Origin of the sequence: Pseudomonas sp. IT-196MI5 (assembly GCF_949767415.1) — a bacterium.
In the GTDB taxonomy this organism is placed as follows: Bacteria; Pseudomonadota; Gammaproteobacteria; order Pseudomonadales; family Pseudomonadaceae; genus Aquipseudomonas.
The window spans coordinates 37,036-59,215 of the sequence record NZ_CATKPZ010000083.1; the positions used below are offsets into that span (position 1 = coordinate 37,036).

A 22,180-nucleotide genomic window follows, 5' to 3' on the forward strand; every position below is an offset into this window, starting at 1 on the left:
CGCCATGAAACACGAAACTATCGAGAAAAACGTCGGCCTGTTGCTGCTGCTGATGATCCTGGCCGTGAGCATCGGCGGCCTGACCCAGATCGTCCCGCTGTTCTTCCAGGACGTGACCAACAAACCGGTGGAAGGCATGAAACCCTACACCGCGCTGCAACTGGAAGGTCGCGACATCTACATCCGCGAAGGCTGCGTCGGTTGTCACTCGCAGATGATCCGTCCGTTCCGCGCCGAGACCGAACGTTACGGGCATTACTCGGTGGCCGGCGAAAGCGTCTGGGATCACCCGTTCCTCTGGGGTTCGAAACGCACCGGGCCAGACCTGGCGCGAGTCGGTGCGCGTTACTCGGATGACTGGCACCGCGCGCACTTGTACAACCCGCGCAACGTCGTGCCCGAGTCAAAGATGCCCGCCTACCCGTGGCTGGTGGCCAATCAGCTCGACAGCAGCCACACCGAAACCAAGATCAAGGCCATGCGCACCCTGGGCGTGCCGTACACCGACGAAGACATCACCGGCGCCGTCGCTTCGCTCAAGGGCAAGAGCGAGATGGATGCGCTGGTCGCCTACCTGCAAGTGCTCGGCACTGCGATCAAGAGCAAGAGGTGAGCAATGTTTGAATTGAGCACTGCAATGATCCGTGGCCTGGGCACTGTCGTGGTGTTCGTGGCCTTCGTCGGCCTGACGCTATGGGTGTTCAACGGCAAGCGCAGCCCGGAATTCGCCGAAGCACGCCTGCTGCCGTTCGCCGACGAACCACAACCCGACATCACTGAAGAACCTGTCACAAGGAGTACCCGCCCATGACCACCTTCTGGAGTACGTGGATCTGCGTACTGACCATCGGCAGCCTGATCGGCCTGACCTGGCTGCTGATCGGCACGCGCAAGGGGGAAACCAAGGGCAGTGTCGACCAGACCATGGGGCACAGCTTCGACGGCATCGAGGAATACGACAACCCATTACCGCAATGGTGGTTCATGCTGTTCGCCGGCACGCTGGTGTTTGCCATCGGCTACCTGATCCTGTATCCGGGCCTGGGGAACTGGAAAGGCATCCTCCCCGGCTACGAAAACGGCTGGACCGGGGTGCACGAATGGGAAAAGGAAATGGCCAAGGCCGACACGAAGTTCGGGCCGATCTTCGCCAAATTCGCAGCGATGCCCGTGGAAGAAGTGGCCAAGGACCCGCAAGCGCTGAAAATGGGCGGCCGCCTGTTTGCCTCCAACTGCTCGGTGTGCCACGGCTCGGATGCCAAGGGTGCATACGGTTTCCCCAACCTGACCGACAGCGACTGGCGCTGGGGCGGCAATGCAGAAACCATCAAGACCACCATCATGGGTGGCCGGATGGCGATGATGCCGGCCTGGGGTGAAGTCCTGGGGGAAGACGGTGTGAAGAACGTCGCCGCGTATGTGCGCCATGGCCTGGCCAAGCTGCCATTGCCGGAAGGCAGCAAAGCCGACCTGCAGGCCGGACAGCAAGCGTTCAGCACCACCTGCGTCGCCTGTCATGGGGCAAACGGCCAGGGCACTGAAGCCATGGGCGCCCCTAACCTGACGCACCCGACCGGCTTCATCTACGGGACGAGCCTGACGCAGCTTGAACAGACGATTCGGCACGGCCGCCAGGGCCATATGCCGGCGCAGGCCGAGCTGCTCGGCAACGATAAGGTGCAATTGCTGGCCGCGTATGTGTACAGCCTGTCCCACGGTTTGAATACCGAGCGCTTACAGGCTGAAGACAACCGCAAATAAATCCCGACCGCTCTGCTGCCGCATTCTCCCGGATGCGGCAGTTCCCTGCCCCTTTGCGACGCATTGTCGCACCCTCTTTGACGCTTCCTTTCGGATCCCTGGATTCGGGTCTAAGCTTCCCCCGATGCGGACTGGCCGGTGCCGGTTCCAGGTCGACCCTGAACGATGTGTTCGACGAATCTGCCCGATGACAGGCCGCAAAGGCTGGTAGATACCGGCTGTCGCACCAATTGCCTTCGGTCAGCCAAACGTTGCGTTTGAACACACCCCGTTACATCCGACCTGACCCCCTCGCCTGATCAGTCCGCCAGGACGTTTTGCCCGCGGGCAATTTTGTCCTTACGCGGCGCATGGAAAGGCCGCAGAATCAGCTTTTGAAAGCATTGACCCAGGTCATGGCGCGTTGCAATGACCCCTTGCTTTCTCCATACTTGCGGCCGATTTTTAATCCTAATAAAACACCCAAACCGTGGAACCTTAGAATGAGCACAGCAATCAGTCCGACTGCTTATAACTATAAGGTAGTCCGCCAGTTCGCCATCATGACGGTGGTCTGGGGGATCCTTGGCATGGGGCTCGGTGTCTTCATCGCCTCGCAACTGGTCTGGCCGGAGTTGAACTTCGGTCTGCCATGGACGAGCTTTGGACGCCTGCGCCCGTTGCACACCAACCTGGTGATTTTCGCCTTCGGTGGATGTGCACTGTTTGCCACTTCTTATTACGTCGTGCAGCGAACCTGCCAAACGCGACTGATTTCCGACAGCCTCGCCGCCTTCACCTTCTGGGGATGGCAAGCGGTGATCGTCGGCGCGATCGTGACCTTGCCGCTGGGTTACACCACCACCAAGGAATACGCGGAACTGGAATGGCCCCTGGCTATCCTGCTGGCCATCGTCTGGGTTACTTACGGTCTGGTGTTCTTCGGCACCATCACCAAGCGCAAGACCAAGCACATCTATGTCGGTAACTGGTTCTACGGTGCCTTCATCGTCGTGACGGCGATGCTGCATATCGTCAACCACATGTCGCTGCCGGTCAGCCTGTTCAAGTCGTACTCGGCCTACTCGGGCGCGACGGACGCGATGATCCAGTGGTGGTACGGCCATAACGCCGTGGGTTTCTTCCTGACCACCGGCTTCCTGGGCATGATGTACTACTTCGTGCCGAAACAGGCCGAGCGTCCGATCTACTCCTATCGCCTGTCGATCGTGCACTTCTGGGCGCTGATCACCCTGTACATCTGGGCAGGTCCCCACCACCTGCACTACACCGCGCTGCCGGACTGGGCTCAGTCCCTGGGCATGGCGATGTCGATCATCCTGCTCGCGCCGAGCTGGGGCGGCATGATCAACGGCATGATGACCCTGTCGGGCGCCTGGCATAAGCTGCGCACCGACCCGATCCTGCGCTTCCTGGTCGTCTCCCTGGCGTTCTACGGCATGTCGACGTTCGAAGGCCCGATGATGGCCATCAAGACCGTCAACTCGCTGTCGCACTACACCGACTGGACCATCGGCCACGTACACGCAGGCGCCTTGGGCTGGGTGGCGATGATCTCGATCGGCGCCATCTACCACATGATCCCGAAACTGTTCGGTCGTGCGCAGATGCACAGCACTGCCCTGATCAACACCCATTTCTGGCTCGCGACCATCGGTACCGTTCTGTACATCGCCTCGATGTGGGTCAACGGCATCACCCAGGGCCTGATGTGGCGTGCCATCAACGACGACGGCACCCTCACCTACTCGTTCGTCGAAGCGCTGCAAGCCAGCCACCCGGGCTTCATCGTCCGTGCCCTGGGCGGTGCGTTCTTCGCCACCGGCATGCTGTTCATGGCCTACAACGTATGGCGTACCGTACGCGCCTCGAACCCGGCTGAAGCCGAAGCCGCCGCCAAGATTGCCGTAGTTGGAGCTCACTGATGAAGCATGAAGCAGTCGAGAAGAATATTGGCCTGCTGGCCTTCTTCATGGTCATTGCCGTCAGCATCGGCGGCCTGACCCAGATCGTTCCGCTGTTTTTCCAGGACGTGACCAACAAGCCGGTCGAGGGCATGAAGCCCCGCACCGCCCTGGAACTGGAAGGCCGGGACATTTATATCGCCAACGGTTGTGTCGGCTGCCACTCGCAGATGATCCGTCCGTTCCGTGCTGAAACCGAACGCTACGGCCATTACTCGGTCGCCGGTGAAAGCGTCTGGGACCACCCGTTCCTGTGGGGTTCCAAGCGTACCGGTCCGGACCTGGCCCGTGTCGGCGGTCGTTACTCCGATGACTGGCAGCGTGCGCACTTGTACAACCCGCGCAACGTCGTGCCTGAGTCGAAAATGCCGGCCTACCCGTTCCTCGTGGAAAACAAGCTCGACGGCAAAGATACCGCCAAAAAAATGGAGGTCTTGCGCACGCTCGGCGTCCCTTACACCGACGAAGACATCGCCGGTGCCAAGGATGCTGTGAAGGGCAAAACCGAAATGGACGCGCTGGTGGCCTATCTGCAAGGCCTGGGCACCATCATCAAAAGCAAACGGTGAATTGGATGGATATCGGGATGATTCGTGGCCTGGGCACCGTTGTCGTGATGGTGGCCTTCATCGGACTGGCACTGTGGGTGTTCAGTCCCAAGCGCAAGTCGGAGTTTGAAGACGCGACCTTGCTGCCTTTTGCGGATGATCCCGAAGCCATCAAGCACGTCGAGCAAGCTTCTAGGAGTAACAAAGAATGACTACATTCTGGAGTCTGTACGTCACAGTCCTCAGTCTCGGTACGATCTTTTCCCTGACCTGGCTGCTGCTGTCGACCCGCAAGGGCCAGCGCACCGAGCAGACAGACGAGACAGTCGGGCACTCTTTCGACGGGATCGCGGAGTACGACAACCCGCTGCCGAAATGGTGGTTCATGCTGTTCGTGGGCACCATCATCTTCGCACTGGGCTACCTGGCGCTGTATCCGGGCCTGGGTAACTGGAAAGGCCTGCTGCCAGGTTACGGCTACCTCGACAACGAGAAGCAGACCCCGTTCGCCAACGGCCAGACCGGCTGGACCGGCGTACACGAGTGGGAAAAGGAAATGGCCAGGTCGGACGCCAAGTTCGGTCCTATCTTTGCCAAGTTCGCGGCCATGCCAATCGAAGAAGTGGCCAAGGACCCGCAAGCGCTGAAGATGGGTGGCCGCCTGTTCGCCTCCAACTGCTCGGTTTGCCATGGTTCCGACGCCAAGGGCGCCTATGGTTTCCCTAACCTGACCGACGCCGACTGGCGCTGGGGCGGCGAGCCGCAAACCATCAAGACCACCATCATGGGCGGCCGTCATGCCGTGATGCCTGCGTGGGCTGAAGTGATCGGCGAGCAAGGTGTGGCCGACGTGGCCGCGTTTGTCCTGACCAACCTCGATGGCCGCAAGCTGCCGGAAGGCACCAAGGCCGACCCGGTTGCCGGGCAGAAACTGTTCGCCACCAACTGCGTGGCGTGCCACGGTCCGGAAGGCAAAGGCACGCCAGCGATGGGCGCGCCTGACCTGACTCACCCGGCCGCGTTCATCTACGGTTCGAGCTTCGCTCAACTGCAGCAGACCATCCGTTACGGCCGTCAGGGCCAGATGCCTGCGCAAGAGGCGATGCAGGGTAACGACAAGGTTCACCTGCTGGCCGCTTACGTCTACAGCCTGTCTCATGGCGAGAAGGCAGCGGACGCCCAGTAAGGCAAACGCTTGAAGCAACAAAAATCGGCCCTGCCAATGTGAATTGGCGGGGCCGTTTTGTTTAAAACAGTCTATTGGGATTCGACCGATGGTAATGCCCAACACCTTCTGCGAGGTTGTCGGATGCCGCACATAGTAGTAACGTTTCTACAAAGCTATTTCAGGAGGGCCAACCATGATGACCATCACCACGATTTCCAGCCGCGAATTCAACCAAGACACAAGCGGTGCCAAAAAAGCCACACGCCAGGGGCCTGTTTTCATCACTGACCGGGGCAAACCGGCCCATGTGCTGCTAAGCATTGAGGACTACCAAAAACTGACTGGCACTAACGCCGACATCGCCGAACTACTGGTCATGCCAGAAGCAGCCGATATCGAATTCGAAACCGAGCGTGCCGTGATCAAACATCGCCCTGTGGATCTGTCCTGATGTTTCTACTCGACACCAACGTAATTTCTGAACTACGCAAACCCCAGGCTGACGCGAACGTCGTTGCGTGGGCCAAAAGTGTCATCGCTCCACGCATGTTCATTTCGGCTATTACCTTGAAGGAACTGGAGACAGGCGTTCTACGAATGGAGCGTCGGGACCCCGTCCAAGGGAAAGTCTTGCGCACTTGGTTGAAGCATCACGTCATGCCGGCCTTCGACGCCCGAATCCTTCCGGTCGATGCCGCCGTAGCGATTCGCTGCGCCAGTCTGCATGTCCCCGACAGAGCCAATGAAAGCGATGCCTTGATTGCGGCCACGGCGCTGGTTCATGGTTTGACGGTGGTCACACGCAATGTCGCAGACTTTCAGTCCAGCGGTGTACAACTGATCAACCCATGGGCCGAATGACCGGCGACATACGCAAAACCGGCCATAATTTCCAAGTCAATTGATTCAAGTCATTACACCATCAAATGATTTTGCCAAACGTGACCAAAGGTCGCACCCGTAGTCTAGAGCGACAGGCGTATCATTGAGCCACTGCAACACCCCTTTTTGACCGCGGTCGGCACGTACTGACCGAGGCACTTTTCCACTGCCGTGGGATGCAATGATGAGCAACCAGATTCCGGTACACGATGTCACGCCACCTGCCAAGAACGCGAACAACAGCGTCGACCTCTACGCCTCCAGGGAAAAAATCTACACCCGCGCCTTCACCGGCCTGTTCCGCAATCTGCGGATGACCGGCGGCGCCCTGTTGTTCCTGCTGTACTTCGGCACGGTGTGGCTGAACTGGGGCGGTCATCAGGCCGTCTGGTGGAACCTGCCGGAGCGCAAGTTCTTCATTTTCGGCGCCACCTTCTGGCCCCAGGACTTCATTCTGCTGTCCGGCATGCTGATCATCGCCGCCTTCGGCCTGTTCTTCATCACCGTGTACGCCGGCCGGGTCTGGTGCGGTTATACCTGCCCGCAAAGCGTCTGGACCTGGATCTTCATGTGGTGCGAAAAAGTCACCGAAGGTGACCGCAACCAACGCATCAAGCTCGACAAGGCGCCGATGAGCGCCAACAAGTTCCTGCGCAAATTAAGCAAGCACACCCTGTGGCTGTTGATCGGTTTCGTCACCGGCATGACTTTCGTCGGCTACTTCTCGCCGATCCGCGAACTGGTGTTCGACTTCTTCACCGGCCAGGCGGATGGCTGGTCGTACTTCTGGGTCGGCTTCTTCACCCTCGCCACTTACGGCAATGCCGGCTGGTTGCGCGAACAGGTGTGCATCTACATGTGCCCGTACGCGCGCTTCCAGAGCGTGATGTTCGACAAGGACACCCTGATCGTTTCCTACGATCCGCGCCGTGGCGAAAGCCGTGGCCCGCGTAAAAAAGGCATCGACTACAAGGCTCAGGGCCTGGGTGACTGTATCGACTGCACCATGTGCGTCCAGGTCTGTCCGACCGGTATCGACATCCGTGACGGCCTGCAAATCGAATGCATCGGTTGCGCCGCCTGCATCGATGCCTGCGACGCCATCATGGACAAGATGGAATACCCGCGCGGGCTGATCAGCTACACCACCGAGCACAACCTGTCCGGGCAGAAAACCCATAAACTGCGCCCGCGCCTGATCGGCTATGCCGTGGTGCTGCTGGCGATGATCAGCTTGCTGGCGACGGCATTCTTCATGCGTGCGCTGGTGGGTTTCGATGTCAGCAAGGACCGCGTGCTGTACCGCGAGAACGCCGAAGGCCGGATCGAAAACGTCTACAGCCTGAAAATCATGAACAAGGACCAGCGCGACCATACCTACGTGCTCGAAGCCTCTGGCCTGCCGGATCTCAAATTGCAGGGCCGGCGCGAGATCAAGGTCGCGGCCGGCGAGATCGTCAGCCAGCCTGCCGAGTTGTCCGTTGCGCCGGAAAAACTGCCGTCGAGCACCAACGAGGTGAAATTCATCCTCAAGGATGCCGATGACGACAGCGTCCACATTGAAGCCAAGAGCCGGTTCATCGGCCCACAAATTCGTTGAGAGAACTGAACATGCCCGCAGCAACTGCCGCAAGCCCCTGGTACAAGCACCTTTGGCCGTGGATCATCATCGGGATCCTCGCCTGCTCGGTGGCCTTGACCTTGTCCATGGTGACCATCGCGGTGAACAACCCGGACAACCTAGTCAACGACAACTACTACGAAGCTGGCAAAGGCATCAACCGCTCCCTCGACCGTGAGCTGCTGGCCCAGACCCTGAAAATGCGCGCCAGCGTTCATCTCGATGACGTGACCGGCGAGGTTGACCTGCGCCTGAGCGGCGAGAGCCAGCCCAAGACCCTGGAGCTGAACCTGATCTCGCCGACCCAGCCGGAAAAGGATCGCAAGATCACCCTGGCCCGCAGCGAAACCGAACAGGGCCGCTACATCGGCCAACTGAGCGACAAGGTCGAAGGCCGGCGTTTTATCGAGTTGCTCGGCACCCAGGACGACCACATCTGGCGCATGTTCGAAGAGGAACTGGTCAGCCACGACAAGGATCTGCTGCTCGGCGACGAACCACTGCAAGGCGCCGAAGACCTGAAGAAGTAAAGCCGCGCTTCGCGCATCGCGAGCAAGCTCGCTCCCACAGTGGATCTCCTGTGTACCCGAATCTTGTGCACGACACCGATCAAATGTGGGAGCGAGCTCGCTCGCGATGAGGCCCTATCCGACGATAGAGATTCAGCAGTACCAGTGAATACTCCATGACCACCACCCCACACCCCTGCTACCACTGCGCCCTGCCCGTCCCGACCGGCAACCGCTTCATCGCCGTCGTACTCGGGGAGTCCCGCGAGTTCTGCTGCCCGGGTTGCCAGGCCGTGGCCGAGGCCATCGTCGCTGGCGGCCTGGAAAGCTATTACCAGCACCGCAGCGAAGCCTCGGCCAACCCCGAGGCGCTACCGGTGCAACTGGTGGACGAACTGGCGCTGTACGACCGCGCCGATGTGCAGCAGCCCTTTGTTCACCACGAAGGCGAAATGGCGCAAATCACACTGTTGATGGAAGGCATCAGCTGCGCGGCCTGCGGCTGGCTGATCGAAAAACACCTGCGTACCTTGCCGGCCGTGGCCGAAGCGCGCCTTAACCTGTCCAACCATCGCCTGCACGTACGCTGGGCCGACGCGCAGTTACCCCTGAGCCAAATGCTCAGCGAACTGCGCCAGATCGGTTATGCCGCACACCCGTATCAGGCCGACCAAGCCTGCGAACAACTGGCCAGCGAAAACCGTCTGGCCCTGCGCCAGCTCGGTGTGGCCGGACTGCTGTGGTTCCAGGCGATGATGGCAACCATGGCTACCTGGCCTGAATTCAACATCGACCTCAGCCCGGAACTGCACACCATCCTGCGCTGGGTCGCGCTGTTCCTCACCACCCCGATTGTGTTCTACAGCTGCGCACCGTTCTTCAAGGGCGCCATGCGCGACCTGCGCACCCGCCACCTGACCATGGACGTTTCAGTGTCGCTGGCCATCGGCAGTGCCTACATCGCCGGGATCTGGACCTCGATCACCGGGGTTGGCGAACTGTATTTCGATGCCGTCGGCATGTTTGCCCTGTTCCTGCTGGCCGGGCGTTATCTGGAGCGGCGCGCCCGCGAGCGCACGGCCGCCGCCACCGCGCAGCTGGTGAATCTGCTGCCTGCCTCGTGCCTGCGATTGACACCCGACGGCCAGAGCGAACGCATTCTGCTCAGCGAACTGCGTGTCGGCGATCAAGTGCTGGTTCATCCGGGCGCCATTCTTCCGGCTGACGGCAAGATCCTCGACGGTCAGTCGAGTGTCGACGAGTCGCTGCTGACCGGCGAGTACCTGCCGCAACCCCGCACCCTCGGCGATGCGGTCACCGCCGGCACCCTGAACGTCGAAGGCGCACTGACCGTCGAGGTTCAGGCCCTTGGCCACGACACTCGCCTCTCGGCCATCGTTCGCCTGCTCGATCGTGCCCAGGCCGAAAAGCCGCGACTGGCGGAAATCGCCGACCGCGCCGCGCAATGGTTCCTGCTGTTGTCGCTGATCGCCGCCGCCGCGATTGGCCTGCTGTGGTGGGAGCTGGACGCCTCGCGGGCCTTCTGGATCGTGCTGGCGATGCTCGTGGCGACCTGCCCGTGCGCCTTGTCGCTGGCGACACCCACCGCTCTCACCGCCGCCACCGGCACCTTGCACAAACTTGGCCTGCTGCTGACCCGCGGCCATGTCCTGGAAGGCCTGAACCAGATCGACACGGTGATTTTCGACAAGACCGGCACCCTCACGGAAGGGCGCCTGGCCTTGCGCTCGATCCGCCCGCTCGGAGCGCTCGACAGCGATCAATGCCTGAGCCTCGCCGCCGCCCTGGAAAATCGCTCCGAACACCCGATCGCCCGTGCGTTCGGACGCGCGCCGTTGGCTGCCGAGGAAGTCCACAGCACACCGGGCCTCGGCCTGGAGGGACTGGTTGACGGGCGACGCCTGCGCATCGGCCAACCTCGCTTCGTCTGCGAACTCAGCGGTGCCGTGGTGCCGTCGATGCCCGAAGAGGCTGGCCAATGGCTGCTGCTCGGCGACAGCCAGGGGCCGCTGGCCTGGCTCGTCCTCGATGATCGCTTGCGTGCCGACGCGTCTGCGCTGCTGGCCGCGTGCAAGGCGCGTGGCTGGCGCACGCTGCTGTTGTCCGGCGACAGCTCGCCGATGGTCGCCAGTGTGGCGACGGAACTGGGCATCGATGAAGCCCGCGGCGGTTTGCGCCCGGACGACAAACTGCAGGTCCTGCAACAGTTGCACAAGGAAGGTCGCAAGGTGTTGATGCTGGGTGACGGGGTCAACGACGTGCCGGTGCTGGCGGCGGCGGATATCAGCGTCGCCATGGGCTCGGCCACCGACCTGGCGAAAACCAGTGCCGATGCCGTGTTGCTGTCCAACCGCCTCGACGCGCTGGTGCAAGCCTTCGGCCTGGCGCGGCGTACCCGCCGGGTCATTATCGAGAACCTGCTGTGGGCGGGGCTGTACAATGGCCTCATGTTACCCTTCGCCGCCCTCGGCTGGATCACTCCGGTCTGGGCGGCGGTGGGCATGTCGATCAGTTCGTTGACCGTGGTGTTGAACGCCCTGCGCCTGACTCACATGCCGAGCGCGCCCGCCCCAGGCACCACGCCAGAAACCCGCCCGCTGCCGGCCTGAGCCGCGCGGGCATGGAGTCCAGATGCCAGCTCTATACGTGATGATTCCCGCTGCGCTGCTGATCGTGGCCATCGCCGTCTATATCTTCTTCTGGGCGGTCGACAGCGGCCAGTACGACGACCTCGACGGCCCGGCCCACAGCATCCTGTTCGACGACCAGGACCCGAACCACACCGCTGCCGTCGATGAGGCCAGCAGCCAACCGGCCAAAACGGACGACAAGGCCCCGCCCCATGTTTGAATTGGCGCCACTGCTGGTGTCTGCGGTCATCCTCGGCTTGCTCGGCGGCGGCCATTGCCTGGGCATGTGCGGCGGCTTGATGGGCGCGCTGACCCTGGCGATTCCCAAGGAACAACGCAGCCGCCGCTTTCGCTTATTGCTGGCCTATAACCTGGGCCGGATCCTGAGCTATGCCTGCGCCGGACTGCTGATCGGCCTGGCCGGATGGGCCGTGGCCAGCAGTCCCGCGGCGATGTTCCTGCGTATCCTCGCCGGCTTGCTGCTGGTTGCCATGGGCCTGTACCTGGCTGGCTGGTGGAGCGGCCTGACCCGTATCGAAAGCCTCGGTCGGGGTTTGTGGCGGCATATCCAGCCAGTCGCCAACCGGTTGCTGCCGGTATCGAGCGTTCCGCGCGCGCTGCTGTTGGGCGCACTCTGGGGCTGGCTGCCGTGCGGCCTGGTTTATAGCACCTTGCTGTGGTCGGCCAGCCAGGGCAACGCGCTGGACAGCGCATTGTTGATGCTCGCGTTCGGGCTCGGCACCTGGCCGGTGCTGCTGGCGACAGGCCTTGCCGCCGAGCGCATCACCGCATTGTTGCGCAAGCGCAGCGTGCGGATGGCGGGCGGACTGCTGGTGATGCTGTTCGGCATCTGGACTTTGCCGGGGCCGCATCAGCATTGGCTGATGGGGCACTAGATCGGCGGCGCGCCCATCGCGAGCAAGCTCGCTCCCACAGGGGGCTGCGGTGAACACAAATCCACTGTGGGAGCGAGCTTGCTCCGGGCGGCGTTCCGACGATGAGGCCCGCATAGCCACCGTTACTCTTGACCCTTGATGCAAATCAAGATGCCCCACCCCGCCCTCGCATAAAGTGGCTGACACTGCCAGCCTATCCGGGGGAATGCCCGCATGATGCTCGACGCCATTCGTTGGGACACTGATCTGATCCGCCGTTATGACTTGGCGGGACCCCGCTACACCTCGTACCCGACCGCCGCGCAGTTCAACAGCCAGGTCGGCACCTTTGACCTGCTTCATGCCCTGCGCGACAGCCGCAAGGCTCAACGCCCGTTGTCGCTGTACGTGCACGTGCCGTTCTGCGCGAACATTTGCTATTACTGCGCCTGCAACAAAGTCATCACCAAGGATCGCGGCCGGGCGCAGCCGTATTTGCAACGCCTGGAACAGGAAATCCAGTTGATCGCCTGCCACCTCGACCCCACGCAGAAAGTCGAGCAATTGCACTTCGGCGGCGGTACGCCGACCTTTCTCAGCCACGACGAACTGCGCCAGTTGATGGCGCATTTGCGCAAACACTTCAATTTGCTGGACGACGACTCCGGCGACTACGGCATCGAGATCGACCCGCGCGAGGCCGACTGGTCGACCATGGGCCTGCTGCGCGAACTGGGTTTCAATCGGGTCAGCATCGGCCTGCAAGACCTCGATCCGGAGGTTCAGCGAGCGGTCAATCGCCTGCAAAGCCTGGAAGAAACCCGCGCGGTGATTGACGCCGCCCGCACCTTGCAGTTTCGCTCGATCAACATCGACCTGATCTACGGATTACCGAAACAGACGCCGGAAAACTTCGCTCGCACTGTCGAAGAGGTCATCCACCTGCAACCGGACCGGTTATCGGTGTTCAACTATGCCCACTTGCCGGAACGCTTCATGCCGCAGCGGCGGATCAACAGCAATGAGCTGCCGACGCCTGCGCAGAAGCTGGAAATGCTGCAGCGCACCATCGAGCAACTGATCAGCGCCGGCTACCGCTACATCGGCATGGACCACTTCGCCCTGCCCGACGATGAACTGGCGATTGCCCAGGAAGAATCGACCCTGCAACGCAATTTCCAGGGCTACACCACCCACGGTCATTGCGACCTGATCGGCCTCGGCGTGTCGGCAATCAGCCAGATCGGCGACCTGTACTGCCAGAACAGCAGCGACCTGAACGAGTATCAGAACATCCTTGCCACGTCGCAACTGGCCACCAGCCGAGGCCTGCTGTGCAACGCGGATGACCGTTTGCGGCGCGCAGTCATCCAGCAATTGATCTGCACCTTCAGCCTGGAATTTTCCGACATCGAGCAGGCCTTCAACATCGATTTCCAGGGCTATTTCGGTGATCTCTGGCCCCAGTTGCAAGACATGGCCAAAGACGGGCTGATCGAACTCGATTGCGACAGGATCACCATCCTGCCCGCCGGGCGACTGTTGGTACGCTCGGTGTGCATGGTGTTCGACGCGTATCTGGAACAACACAGTCGCCAGCGTTTTTCACGAGTAATCTAATTCTGCAAGCAAGCGCCCCAGACTGGCCTCGATATCCTATGGTGAGTTACCCTTACGTCTTATGTGTGATTTCCCACAAGGATTGAAGAAATGTCCGAGCCAGTAAAACTGCGCGCTCATAATCAAGCCCATTGCAAGGATTGCAGCCTGGCCCCTCTTTGCCTGCCACTTTCGCTGAATCTGGAAGACATGGATGCGCTGGACGAAATCGTCAAACGTGGCCGACCGCTGAAAAAAGGCGAGTTTCTGTTCCGTCAGGGCGATACCTTCGATTCTGTCTATGCCGTCCGTTCCGGCGCCCTCAAGACCTTCAGCCTGAGCGACGCCGGTGAGGAACAACTCACCGGCTTCCACCTGCCCAGCGAACTGGTCGGCCTGTCGGGCATGGACACCGAAAAGCACCCGGTGTCGGCACAAGCCCTGGAAACCACCTCGGTGTGTGAAATTCCTTTCGAACGCCTAGACGAACTGGCCCTGCAATTGCCGCAGTTGCGCCGTCAGTTGATGCGAGTGATGAGTCGTGAAATCCGTGACGATCAGCAGATGATGCTGCTGTTGTCGAAAAAGACCGCCGACGAACGCATCGCCACGTTCCTGGTCAACCTCTCGGCACGTTTCCGCGCCCGGGGTTTTTCCGCCAATCAGTTCCGCCTGAGCATGTCGCGCAACGAAATCGGCAACTATCTGGGCCTGGCGGTGGAGACCGTGTCCCGCGTCTTCACGCGCTTTCAGCAAAACGAACTGATTGCGGCAGAAGGCAAGGAAATCCGGATTATCGACCCGATCCAGCTTTGCGCCCTGGCCGGCGGCTCGCTGGAAGGCTGAAACAAACCATTGCGGCTGCGCGAAACGGTTCAGCCGCCGTTATACTGGGTCGTTTGCAGCCCTGCCAGGATTCCTCGACTATGGCCTTCGATTCCTTCGACATCAAATCCCTCATCCGCCCTGTCATCGACTTCCCGAAACCGGGAGTGATCTTTCGCGACATCACCCCGCTGTTCCAGTCGCCCACGGCCCTGCGCCTGGTGATGGACAGCTTCGCCCACCGTTACGTCGAGGCTGACTTCACCCACGTCGGCGCAATGGACGCCCGTGGTTTCCTGATCGGTTCGGTACTGGCCTATCAGTTGAACAAGCCGCTGGTGCTGTTCCGCAAGCAAGGCAAACTGCCGGCTGACGTGCTGGCCGAGGGCTATGCGACCGAATACGGCGAAGCCTTCCTGGAAGTGCACGCCGACAGCCTGTGCGAGGGGGATTCTGTGGTGATGTTCGATGACCTGATCGCGACCGGCGGCACCCTGATTGCTGCCGCCAACCTGATCCGCCGCATGGGCGCGCGGGTGCATGAAGCGGCGGCGATTATCGATCTGCCGGAACTGGGTGGCTCGCAGCGTCTGGAAGACATGGGTATTCCTACGTTCTGCCTGACGCAGTTTGCCCTGAGCGACAAGTAAGCGGCGCCGTCCAGACCGCCATCGCGAGCAAGCTCGCTCCCACAGTGTTCTTTATCATGCACAAAATTTGTGTGCGCTGTAGATCCCTGTGGGAGCGAGCTTGCTCGCGATGGCGTCAGCGGCAGCACCACTAAATTCAAGATCGGTTCAAAGCCCCATCTGCTTGCAGATGATCTCGTTCATCACTTCCCGCGTTCCACCACCAATCGACAGGATCCGGTTATCGCGATACAACCGCTCCACCAGGCTCTCGCGCATGTAACCCAGCCCACCGAGTATCTGCACCGCATCGGTGACGATCCGGTCCGCGGTATCCGTCGCAAAGTTCTTGGCCATGGAAATTTCCTTGATCACGCTCTGCCCCGCCGCCATTTTCGCGGCCTGGCGATAAGTGAACTCACGGGACACTTCCAGCGCGGTCGCCATCTCGGCAAGGCGATGTTTGATCACCTGAAACTTGCCGATCGGTTTGCCAAAGGCTTCGCGCTGGCGCGCCCATTTCAAGCTCTCCTCCAGCGCCAGTTGTGCGGTCATGTTGGCCATCAATGCCAGGGCCAGACGCTCACTCTGGAAATTGCCCATGATGCAGGCAAAGCCCATGTTCTGGGTGCCGATCAGATTGCCTGCAGGCACCTGGCAATCATCGAAGAACAGTTCGGCCGTGTCTGACGCCCACCAGCCCATTTTCTTCAGCTGCCGCCCTACGGTGAAACCGGGCGTACCCTTCTCGATCAACAACAGACTGATGCCCGCAAAACCTGGCTCGCCCGTTCGCACCGCGACGGTATAGAAATCCGCGCGCACACCGCTGGTAATAAAGGTCTTGCTGCCACTGACCCGGTAGATATCGCCGTCGAGCACGGCACGGGTTTGCAGGTTGGCGACGTCGGAGCCGCCGCCGGGCTCGGTAATGGCCAGGGCGCTGATCTTCTCTCCCGACAGCACCTGCGGCAGCACACGATCACGTACTTCGGGCCGGGCCCACTTGAGAATGGGCGGCAAGCCGATATCCAGCGAGCCCAGGCCGGCAACCAGCCCGCCTGAGCCGCAACGCATCAACTCCTCACTGGCGGCCACCTTGGCGAACAGATCCCCTTCGTGGCTGCCTCCGTAGGCTTCGGGGTAACCGATTCCGAGAATCCCCGCTGCACCGGCCTTGAGGTAGAGCTCGCGAGGGAAGCTTTCGGCTTCTTCCCACTGCTCGATATCAGGAAGGATCTCGCGCTCGACGAAACGTCTGACGCTGTCGCGGACCAATTGGTGGCTGGGGTCGAAGTATTCCTGAAAGGCAGACATCGTCGAGCTCCACTGAAGGGGTCAGTGAAGTTAACCGAGCGCTTGCTTGGTTTTCAACAGAATAGTTGAACCGCGTCGCCTGCATCGCGAGCAAGCTCGCTCCCACAGGTTTTGTGTACGCCGCAATACCCTGTGGGAGCGAGCTTGCTCGCGATGGCGTCAGCATGGACGCCACATGAACTCAGAGCGAAATCGGCTTACGCCCGGCAAACGAATGCGCCAGCGTGCCGCCATCCACCAGCTCCAGCTCACCACCGAGCGGCACGCCATGGGCGATACGCGAGGCGATCAGGCCTTTATTGCTGAGCAATTGGGCGATGTAGTGCGCAGTGGCTTCACCTTCCACGGTCGGGTTGGTCGCGAGAATGACTTCGGTGAACGTGCCGGCCTCTTCGATCCGCGCCATCAATTGCGGAATGCCGATGGCTTCCGGCCCCAGACCGTCGAGCGGCGACAGATGACCCTTGAGCACGAAATAACGCCCGCGAAAACCAGTCTGCTCCACCGCATAGACGTCCATCGGGCCTTCCACCACGCAGAGCAAGGTGTCATCGCGACGGGTATCGGCGCATTGCGGGCAGAGATCATCTTCGGTCAGCGTTCGGCACAAGCGGCAGTGACCGACCCCCTCCATGGCCTGGCTCAGGGCCAGCGCCAGTCGTGAGCCGCCGCTGCGGTCACGCTCGAGCAACTGCAACGCCATGCGCTGGGCGGTTTTCTGACCCACGCCGGGCAAAATTCGCAGGGCGTCGATCAGTTGGCGAATCAAAGGGCTGAAGCTCATGGTGGAAAAGTCCGACAAAACAACGAGACGCGGTTTATACCCGCGCCTCGGTTGAGCGTCAAATTGCAGCGTCAATTACTCAGTCACGGGAAACCCGAACCACCAATTTACCGAAGTTGCGCCCTTCCAGCATGCCGATGAACGCATCTGGAGCCTGCTCCAGGCCATCGACCACGTCTTCGCGGAACTTCACCTTGCCATCGCGCACCCAGGGCGCCATGGCACTGAGGAATTCCGGCTGGCGATCACCATAGTCATCGAACACGATGAAGCCCTGGATGCGCACCCGCTTGGTCAACAGTGTGCGCTGCAACAGTGGCAGGCGATCCGGCCCGCTCGGCGTTTCATAGGCGTTATAGGAGGCAATCAGGCCGCAGAGTGGAATCCGCGCCTTGGGATTGAGCAACGGCACCACGGCGTCGAATACCTTGCCGCCGACGTTTTCATAATAGATGTCGATGCCCTTGGGGCAGGCCTGCGCCAGCTCGTCAGCAAAATCCGGACTCCTGTGGTCGATGCAGGCATCAAAGCCCAACTCGTCAACGACATAACGGCACTTTTTCGCGCCACCCGCCACACCGACCACGCGCAAGCCCTTGATCTTCGCCACCTGGCCGACCACCGACCCCACCGCCCCGGACGCCGCTGCAACCACCAGGGTTTCTCCGGCCTTGGGCTGGCCGATGTCCATCAGGCCCATGTACGCGGTCATGCCCGGCATCCCCAGCACCCCAAGGGCCATCGACGCACTTGGCAACCCCGACGGCACCGGGATGATGCTGCGCCCGTCATTGATGCTGTGGCTTTGCCAACCGGTGGCACCGACCACCAGATCACCTTCCTGAAACTTCGGATTGAGCGAGCGCTCGACCCGGCTGACAGCGCCGCCCGTCATGACTTCGCCGATTTCCACCGGTGCGGCGTAGGACGGTGCGTCACTCATGCGTCCGCGCATGTAGGGATCCAGCGACAGAAAAACGGTCTTGAGCAGCACCTGACCGTCGGTCAGGTCCGGCAGCGCCACCCGCTCCATGCGAAAGTTTTCCGGCGTTGGCGCGCCTATCGGGCGTGAAGCCAGGACAATGCGTTGATTGAGGGTCATGGGGTCGGACATGGCAGCGTCTCCTGTGATCGATGGGGCTCGGTGATATAGGGAGCAGACCTTTGTGGCGGTATGGCGTTCGATGTGTTTTCAGTTGCACCGGAGGTGACTTCATCGCGAGCAAGCTCGCTCCCACAGGTTTTGCGAGCGCCGCGAATCCTGTGGGAGCGAGCTTGCTCGCGATGACGGCATTTCAAACACCACATTTCCAATGCCAGAAACAAAAATGCCAGGCGCTATGCCTGGCATTTTTGTAACTCATCTGCCGTCTGAAGGCGAATCAGAATGGCAGTTTCATGCCCGGCGGCAGTTGCATGCCGGCAGTCATGCTGCCCATCTTGTCCTGGCTGTTGGCTTCGATCTTGCGCACGGCATCGTTGACCGCGGAGGCGATGACGGCTTCCAGCATTTCCTTGTCGTCTTCGCTCATGCCTTCAACCAGGCTTGGGTCGATGGTCACGCTCTTGACGTCATGACGACCGGTCATCACCACGGTGACCATATCGCCACCGGCCTTACCGGTGACTTCGGCGTTGGCCAGCTCTTCCTGCATCTTGGCCATTTTTTCCTGCATCTGCTGCGCCTGCTTCATCAGGCCGGCCATGCCACCTTTCATCATGGTAATCACCTCAAAAGTACTTGGATCAAAACAGCGCCTGGCCCAAGCGGCCGAGCGCCTTCAGTTATTAGCCCTGAGCGACCAGGGCGTCGACAGGTTCAATAGTATCGTTACGGACCACCGCACCGAACTGCTGCATCATTTGCTGGATGAACGGATCACCGTGGATCGATTCCTCCGCCTCGCGCTGACGGTTGGCGCGGCGGCGCGAAGCCGCTTGTGCCGGGGTTTCCTGTTCGGGCTTGATCAGCTCGATGCTCAGGGTCAGTGTGCGCTGATGATACTGGTTCAGCGCATCGTTCAGGCGACGCTGCTGAGTGGCGTTGAACAAGGCACTGTGGGCCGGGGCCAGGTGCATCAGCCAATTGTCGCCATCCACCGCGATCAGCGTGCAGTTGGCGGCGATACTGCCAGTCATGCCGGAGATCGGCAATTTCGGGAACAGTTCCAGCCATTGCAGGGCCAGACCGGTGGCCGGCATTGCCGCGGGCTCAGGCTCGGGCTCAGGAGCCGGGTCGGCGGCATGCTCGCTGGCCAGCTCGTCGAGGTAACTGTAGGCCGAATCCATGTCCGGCTCGATGTAATCCTCGTCCAGCGGCGGCTCGTCATCCAGGTCCATGCCCGGCGTCGCGGCATCGACGTCGGCCACCGAAGGTTCCGGGATCGGCGCGGCGGCCCACTCCGGGGCGTCCGGCACCACGCTGTCCGGTGTCGACATCGGCATCGGCGGTAATTCGGGTTGATCGCTGACGGTTTCCAGTACAGGCTCCACCGCCGCTTGCTGAACGGGCGCGGGTTCGACCGGGTCATTCCACGGCAGGTCGACAACTTCTTCGAGCACGACCGCTTCAACCACAGGCGCAGGCGCAGGCGCAGGTTCCGGCACAACGACCGGCGCAACCGGTTCCGGTTCCGGTGCAGGCGCTGGCGTCGCCACTGGCGCCGCCGCTATCGGTGCAACGGCCGCAGCGACTACCGGCGCAACAACCGGCGCGGCAGCCACTGAGTTTGCGGAATCAACTGTGGCCTGGCTGATCCCCACTGGCTTTAGCGGTTGCCTCGGGGCATCCGCGGTGTCTGCGGGCCGGAACGCCAGCATCCGCAGCAGCACCATTTCAAAACCGCCCCGGGGATCCGGCGCCAGCGGCAGGTCGCGGCGGCCGATCAGGCCCATCTGGTAGTAGAACTGCACGTCTTCGGCCGGCAACGCCTGGGCCAGCGCCAGCACGCGATCACGGTCGCCGTGACCGTTATCGACGCCTTCCGGCAAGGCCTGGGCGATGGCAACGCGGTGCAGCACATTGAGAATTTCCGAAAGCACGCCGTTCCAGTCCGGGCCTTGCTCGGCCAGGTGGCGGACAGCTTCGAGCAACGCCTTGGCATCGCCTTCGATCAGCGCATGCAGGACGTCGTAGACCTGCCCGTGATCGAGGGTCCCGAGCATCGCCCGCACATCGGCGGCCATGACTTTGCCTTCACCGAAGGCAATCGCCTGGTCGGTCAGGCTCATCGCGTCACGCATCGACCCGTCAGCCGCGCGGCCCAGCAACCACAGCGCATCGTCTTCGAACGGCACGTTCTCGACACCCAGAACATGGGTCAAGTGCTCGACCACGCGTTCCGGCGTCATGTTCTTCAGGGAGAACTGCAGGCACCGCGACAGAATCGTTGCAGGAAGTTTCTGCGGGTCGGTGGTGGCCAGGATGAACTTGACGTAGGGTGGCGGCTCCTCGAGGGTTTTGAGCAGCGCGTTGAAGGAATGGCTGGAGAGCATGTGCACTTCGTCGATCAGGTAGACCTTGAAGCGCCCACGGCTCGGGGCGTACTGCACGTTGTCGAGCAATTCACGGGTGTCTTCGACCTTGGTGCGGCTCGCGGCGTCGATCTCGATCAGGTCGACAAAGCGGCCTTCGTCGATTTCGCGACACACCGAGCATTCGCCACAGGGGGTCGAAGTGATACCTGTTTCGCAGTTAAGGCATTTGGCAATGATCCGCGCGATGGTGGTCTTGCCGACCCCCCGGGTACCGGTGAACAGGTACGCGTGGTGCAGCCGTTGGCTGTCCAAGGCATTGATCAGAGCCTTGAGCACATGGGTCTGGCCGACCATTTCGCGGAACGAGCGCGGACGCCATTTACGTGCAAGAACCTGATAACTCATCGAAAACCGTCGCAGCGAAGGAAGCAGAAGCGGCTAATGCTAGCGGAGCAAGGCACAAATTGCATCCGGTGCGCTCGTGTATTCTGGCTAAGCTGCACATCGGGGGCTATTAACGGAGTGTTTATGCGGCCGGCCTTGGGGGCATTGCTGTTGATCAGCCTGGACGGCATGGCTGCGCAAGCACCGCTGCGCTTCGTGATACCCGACAGCTGGACCATGCCCATGGTGCAACTTGAACAGGACAAACCGACCCAGGGCATCCTGTATGACGTGATGCTCAGCCTCGCGACCCAGGTCGGCGTACCGGCCGAATTCCATGTATTGCCCCGCGGGCGGGTGCAAAACGCCATGGAGCAAGGCGAAGTCGATGTCCGCTGTTATGCCGCGCAATCGTGGCTACCCAATCAGTCTGGCGATTATCTCTGGAGCATCCCGCTCTTTACCCAGCCCGACCTGTTGATCACCCGGAATGCGCGCCCCACCGCTGTGAACCCGGTGGATTTGCCGGATCAGTCCATCGGCACCGTGCTGGGCTACAGCTATCCGGCCCTGCAACCGCTGTTCGACGCCGGCCAACTGCAGCGCGACGACGCACGCAATCAGGAACTGGTGCTGGAAAAACTCATCGCCGGCCGCAACCGCTATGCCGTCAGCAATCAATGGAGCCTGGACTGGTTCAATCAGCGACTGCTGTCGGACCAACAACTGCACAGCGTGGCGGTACTGCAGGAGCAGAATCTCGGCTGCTATGTACGCAACGATCCGCAAGTGCCGGTGCAGCGCATTCTGCGCACCCTGGTGCAGATGAAAATGTCCGGGGAGATCGATGCGATTGTTCGGCTGTATATCGGTGACGAGCCTGCGCCTGTGGATAAACCGCAAACGACGAAAAACCGCCCCGGACAAGATCCTGGCAGCTAGCGAAAGTCTGTTTTCAGATAAATAACGCGAGAGAACACTCGCGTGGCGTTAAGGTGGTAACCCCACCAGCCACACCCCGGCACACAATGTCACCGCTGCGGCTGCTCCCTTCCAGGCCTGACCGGGTTCACGGTTGATCGTTGCGGGGGGACCGATGGGGTCACCATAACGACGCTCACCTGTCGGCGAGCCGCGTCATTGTACCTATCTGAGGCGAACTTACAACCGTTCGGGGATATTAAAA

The 22,180-nt window shown here is 61.0% G+C and carries 23 protein-coding genes and 1 other RNA gene; 18 read left to right on the plus strand and 6 right to left on the minus strand.

What is annotated here, in order from left to right; translation table 11 throughout:
* Positions 1-4: 4 nt before the first annotated feature.
* From ccoO (ACM6IK_RS27220) to ACM6IK_RS27300, 17 genes are all read left to right on the plus strand, one after another.
* Positions 5-613, plus strand: coding sequence for a cytochrome-c oxidase, cbb3-type subunit II (gene ccoO / locus ACM6IK_RS27220; RefSeq protein WP_008020035.1), 609 nt, complete (start codon positions 5-7; stop codon positions 611-613).
* 3 nt (positions 614-616) lie between these two features.
* Entirely contained in the window at positions 617-811 is a 195-nt protein-coding gene (locus ACM6IK_RS27225; RefSeq protein WP_414876771.1) for a cbb3-type cytochrome oxidase subunit 3, read from the plus strand.
* The gene (gene ccoP, locus ACM6IK_RS27230) at positions 808-1,761 is read left to right on the plus strand and encodes a cytochrome-c oxidase, cbb3-type subunit III (RefSeq protein ID WP_414876772.1); all 954 of its coding nucleotides are present in this window, start codon (positions 808-810) and stop codon (positions 1,759-1,761) included. Before ACM6IK_RS27225 ends, ccoP (ACM6IK_RS27230) begins: the two co-directional genes overlap by 4 nt.
* A 482-nt stretch (positions 1,762-2,243) precedes the next feature.
* A complete protein-coding gene (ccoN, locus tag ACM6IK_RS27235; RefSeq protein ID WP_218431397.1) occupies positions 2,244-3,686 on the plus strand; it encodes a cytochrome-c oxidase, cbb3-type subunit I in 1,443 nt (480 codons plus the stop codon).
* Complete coding sequence (ccoO, locus tag ACM6IK_RS27240; protein WP_018925301.1) at positions 3,686-4,294, plus strand: cytochrome-c oxidase, cbb3-type subunit II; 609 nt, start codon at positions 3,686-3,688, stop codon at positions 4,292-4,294. Before ccoN ends, ccoO (ACM6IK_RS27240) begins: the two co-directional genes overlap by 1 nt.
* Positions 4,295-4,299: 5 nt before the next feature.
* Positions 4,300-4,485: a CcoQ/FixQ family Cbb3-type cytochrome c oxidase assembly chaperone gene (locus tag ACM6IK_RS27245; RefSeq protein WP_003175465.1), complete on the plus strand. Its 186-nt coding sequence runs from the start codon at positions 4,300-4,302 to the stop codon at positions 4,483-4,485.
* Entirely contained in the window at positions 4,482-5,459 is a 978-nt protein-coding gene (ccoP, locus tag ACM6IK_RS27250; RefSeq protein ID WP_414876773.1) for a cytochrome-c oxidase, cbb3-type subunit III, read from the plus strand. Before ACM6IK_RS27245 ends, ccoP (ACM6IK_RS27250) begins: the two co-directional genes overlap by 4 nt.
* Before the next feature lie 178 nt (positions 5,460-5,637).
* A complete protein-coding gene (locus tag ACM6IK_RS27255; RefSeq protein ID WP_414876896.1) occupies positions 5,638-5,892 on the plus strand; it encodes a type II toxin-antitoxin system Phd/YefM family antitoxin in 255 nt (84 codons plus the stop codon).
* Positions 5,892-6,302, plus strand: a complete 411-nt coding sequence (locus ACM6IK_RS27260) for a type II toxin-antitoxin system VapC family toxin (RefSeq protein WP_218431396.1) — start codon at positions 5,892-5,894, stop codon at positions 6,300-6,302. The genes ACM6IK_RS27255 and ACM6IK_RS27260 overlap by 1 nt, the downstream gene beginning before the upstream one ends.
* Before the next feature lie 205 nt (positions 6,303-6,507).
* Positions 6,508-7,923 carry a cytochrome c oxidase accessory protein CcoG gene (gene ccoG, locus ACM6IK_RS27265; RefSeq protein ID WP_414876774.1) on the plus strand — a complete coding sequence of 472 codons (1,416 nt, stop codon included), beginning with the start codon at positions 6,508-6,510 and terminating at the stop codon, positions 7,921-7,923.
* An 11-nt stretch (positions 7,924-7,934) separates the two neighbouring features.
* A complete protein-coding gene (locus ACM6IK_RS27270; RefSeq protein WP_414876775.1) occupies positions 7,935-8,474 on the plus strand; it encodes a FixH family protein in 540 nt (179 codons plus the stop codon).
* 155 nt (positions 8,475-8,629) lie between these two features.
* Positions 8,630-11,083 carry a heavy metal translocating P-type ATPase gene (locus ACM6IK_RS27275; RefSeq protein ID WP_414876776.1) on the plus strand — a complete coding sequence of 818 codons (2,454 nt, stop codon included), beginning with the start codon at positions 8,630-8,632 and terminating at the stop codon, positions 11,081-11,083.
* A 22-nt stretch (positions 11,084-11,105) separates the two neighbouring features.
* Positions 11,106-11,324, plus strand: a complete 219-nt coding sequence (gene ccoS / locus ACM6IK_RS27280) for a cbb3-type cytochrome oxidase assembly protein CcoS (protein WP_414876777.1) — start codon at positions 11,106-11,108, stop codon at positions 11,322-11,324.
* Entirely contained in the window at positions 11,317-12,000 is a 684-nt protein-coding gene (locus ACM6IK_RS27285; RefSeq protein ID WP_414876778.1) for a sulfite exporter TauE/SafE family protein, read from the plus strand. The genes ccoS and ACM6IK_RS27285 overlap by 8 nt, the downstream gene beginning before the upstream one ends.
* A gap of 216 nt (positions 12,001-12,216) precedes the next feature.
* Positions 12,217-13,599 carry an oxygen-independent coproporphyrinogen III oxidase gene (gene hemN, locus ACM6IK_RS27290; RefSeq protein ID WP_414876897.1) on the plus strand — a complete coding sequence of 461 codons (1,383 nt, stop codon included), beginning with the start codon at positions 12,217-12,219 and terminating at the stop codon, positions 13,597-13,599.
* Between the two features lie 90 nt (positions 13,600-13,689).
* Entirely contained in the window at positions 13,690-14,424 is a 735-nt protein-coding gene (fnr, locus tag ACM6IK_RS27295) for a fumarate/nitrate reduction transcriptional regulator Fnr (protein WP_414876779.1), read from the plus strand.
* Positions 14,425-14,504: 80 nt separating this feature from the next.
* Positions 14,505-15,053 carry an adenine phosphoribosyltransferase gene (locus ACM6IK_RS27300; protein WP_108218883.1) on the plus strand — a complete coding sequence of 183 codons (549 nt, stop codon included), beginning with the start codon at positions 14,505-14,507 and terminating at the stop codon, positions 15,051-15,053.
* Between the two features lie 147 nt (positions 15,054-15,200).
* Here the strand turns inward: ACM6IK_RS27300 and ACM6IK_RS27305 are convergent, their stop codons facing one another.
* The 5 genes from ACM6IK_RS27305 to dnaX all read right to left on the minus strand — a co-directional run bounded on the left by ACM6IK_RS27305 (position 15,201) and on the right by dnaX (position 21,015).
* Positions 15,201-16,349, minus strand: coding sequence for an acyl-CoA dehydrogenase family protein (locus ACM6IK_RS27305; protein ID WP_414876780.1), 1,149 nt, complete (start codon positions 16,347-16,349; stop codon positions 15,201-15,203).
* A 181-nt stretch (positions 16,350-16,530) separates the two neighbouring features.
* Positions 16,531-17,133 (minus strand): recombination mediator RecR, encoded by a 603-nt coding sequence (recR, locus tag ACM6IK_RS27310; protein WP_007995809.1) that lies wholly within the window; start codon positions 17,131-17,133, stop codon positions 16,531-16,533.
* 79 nt (positions 17,134-17,212) lie between these two features.
* The gene (locus tag ACM6IK_RS27315) at positions 17,213-18,247 is read right to left on the minus strand and encodes an NADP-dependent oxidoreductase (protein WP_414876781.1); all 1,035 of its coding nucleotides are present in this window, start codon (positions 18,245-18,247) and stop codon (positions 17,213-17,215) included.
* Positions 18,248-18,515: 268 nt separating this feature from the next.
* Positions 18,516-18,854 carry a YbaB/EbfC family nucleoid-associated protein gene (locus tag ACM6IK_RS27320; RefSeq protein ID WP_007971455.1) on the minus strand — a complete coding sequence of 113 codons (339 nt, stop codon included), beginning with the start codon at positions 18,852-18,854 and terminating at the stop codon, positions 18,516-18,518.
* Between the two features lie 67 nt (positions 18,855-18,921).
* On the minus strand, positions 18,922-21,015 hold the full coding sequence (dnaX, locus tag ACM6IK_RS27325; protein WP_414876782.1) for a DNA polymerase III subunit gamma/tau: 2,094 nt from the start codon (positions 21,013-21,015) through the stop codon (positions 18,922-18,924).
* 123 nt (positions 21,016-21,138) lie between these two features.
* On the opposite strand from dnaX, the gene ACM6IK_RS27330 reads away from it, so the two are divergent.
* Entirely contained in the window at positions 21,139-21,936 is a 798-nt protein-coding gene (locus tag ACM6IK_RS27330; RefSeq protein ID WP_414876783.1) for a substrate-binding periplasmic protein, read from the plus strand.
* Between the two features lie 60 nt (positions 21,937-21,996).
* On the opposite strand, the gene ffs is transcribed toward ACM6IK_RS27330, so the two are convergent.
* Positions 21,997-22,093: signal recognition particle sRNA small type (gene ffs / locus ACM6IK_RS27335), an RNA gene on the minus strand.
* Between the last annotated feature and the right edge of the window lie 87 nt (positions 22,094-22,180).

Bases quoted from the DNA above. Each gene is read 5' to 3' on its own strand.
- ACM6IK_RS27320 (WP_007971455.1), bottom strand. From the start codon at position 18,854: ATGATGAAAGGTGGCATGGCCGGCCTGATGAAGCAGGCGCAGCAGATG.
- dnaX (WP_414876782.1), bottom strand. From the start codon at position 21,015: ATGAGTTATCAGGTTCTTGCACGTAAATGGCGTCCGCGCTCGTTCCGC.
- ACM6IK_RS27300 (WP_108218883.1), top strand. From the start codon at position 14,505: ATGGCCTTCGATTCCTTCGACATCAAATCCCTCATCCGCCCTGTCATC.
- ACM6IK_RS27255 (WP_414876896.1), top strand. From the start codon at position 5,638: ATGACCATCACCACGATTTCCAGCCGCGAATTCAACCAAGACACAAGC.
- ACM6IK_RS27315 (WP_414876781.1), bottom strand. From the start codon at position 18,247: ATGTCCGACCCCATGACCCTCAATCAACGCATTGTCCTGGCTTCACGC.
- ccoO (WP_018925301.1), top strand. From the start codon at position 3,686: ATGAAGCATGAAGCAGTCGAGAAGAATATTGGCCTGCTGGCCTTCTTC.
- ACM6IK_RS27225 (WP_414876771.1), top strand. From the start codon at position 617: ATGTTTGAATTGAGCACTGCAATGATCCGTGGCCTGGGCACTGTCGTG.
- ccoO (WP_008020035.1), top strand. From the start codon at position 5: ATGAAACACGAAACTATCGAGAAAAACGTCGGCCTGTTGCTGCTGCTG.
- ACM6IK_RS27245 (WP_003175465.1), top strand. From the start codon at position 4,300: ATGGATATCGGGATGATTCGTGGCCTGGGCACCGTTGTCGTGATGGTG.
- ACM6IK_RS27275 (WP_414876776.1), top strand. From the start codon at position 8,630: ATGACCACCACCCCACACCCCTGCTACCACTGCGCCCTGCCCGTCCCG.
- hemN (WP_414876897.1), top strand. From the start codon at position 12,217: ATGCTCGACGCCATTCGTTGGGACACTGATCTGATCCGCCGTTATGAC.
- ccoG (WP_414876774.1), top strand. From the start codon at position 6,508: ATGAGCAACCAGATTCCGGTACACGATGTCACGCCACCTGCCAAGAAC.
- ccoN (WP_218431397.1), top strand. From the start codon at position 2,244: ATGAGCACAGCAATCAGTCCGACTGCTTATAACTATAAGGTAGTCCGC.
- ACM6IK_RS27260 (WP_218431396.1), top strand. From the start codon at position 5,892: ATGTTTCTACTCGACACCAACGTAATTTCTGAACTACGCAAACCCCAG.
- ccoP (WP_414876772.1), top strand. From the start codon at position 808: ATGACCACCTTCTGGAGTACGTGGATCTGCGTACTGACCATCGGCAGC.
- ACM6IK_RS27305 (WP_414876780.1), bottom strand. From the start codon at position 16,349: ATGTCTGCCTTTCAGGAATACTTCGACCCCAGCCACCAATTGGTCCGC.
- ccoS (WP_414876777.1), top strand. From the start codon at position 11,106: ATGCCAGCTCTATACGTGATGATTCCCGCTGCGCTGCTGATCGTGGCC.
- ACM6IK_RS27285 (WP_414876778.1), top strand. From the start codon at position 11,317: ATGTTTGAATTGGCGCCACTGCTGGTGTCTGCGGTCATCCTCGGCTTG.
- ACM6IK_RS27270 (WP_414876775.1), top strand. From the start codon at position 7,935: ATGCCCGCAGCAACTGCCGCAAGCCCCTGGTACAAGCACCTTTGGCCG.
- fnr (WP_414876779.1), top strand. From the start codon at position 13,690: ATGTCCGAGCCAGTAAAACTGCGCGCTCATAATCAAGCCCATTGCAAG.
- recR (WP_007995809.1), bottom strand. From the start codon at position 17,133: ATGAGCTTCAGCCCTTTGATTCGCCAACTGATCGACGCCCTGCGAATT.
- ccoP (WP_414876773.1), top strand. From the start codon at position 4,482: ATGACTACATTCTGGAGTCTGTACGTCACAGTCCTCAGTCTCGGTACG.
- ACM6IK_RS27330 (WP_414876783.1), top strand. From the start codon at position 21,139: ATGCGGCCGGCCTTGGGGGCATTGCTGTTGATCAGCCTGGACGGCATG.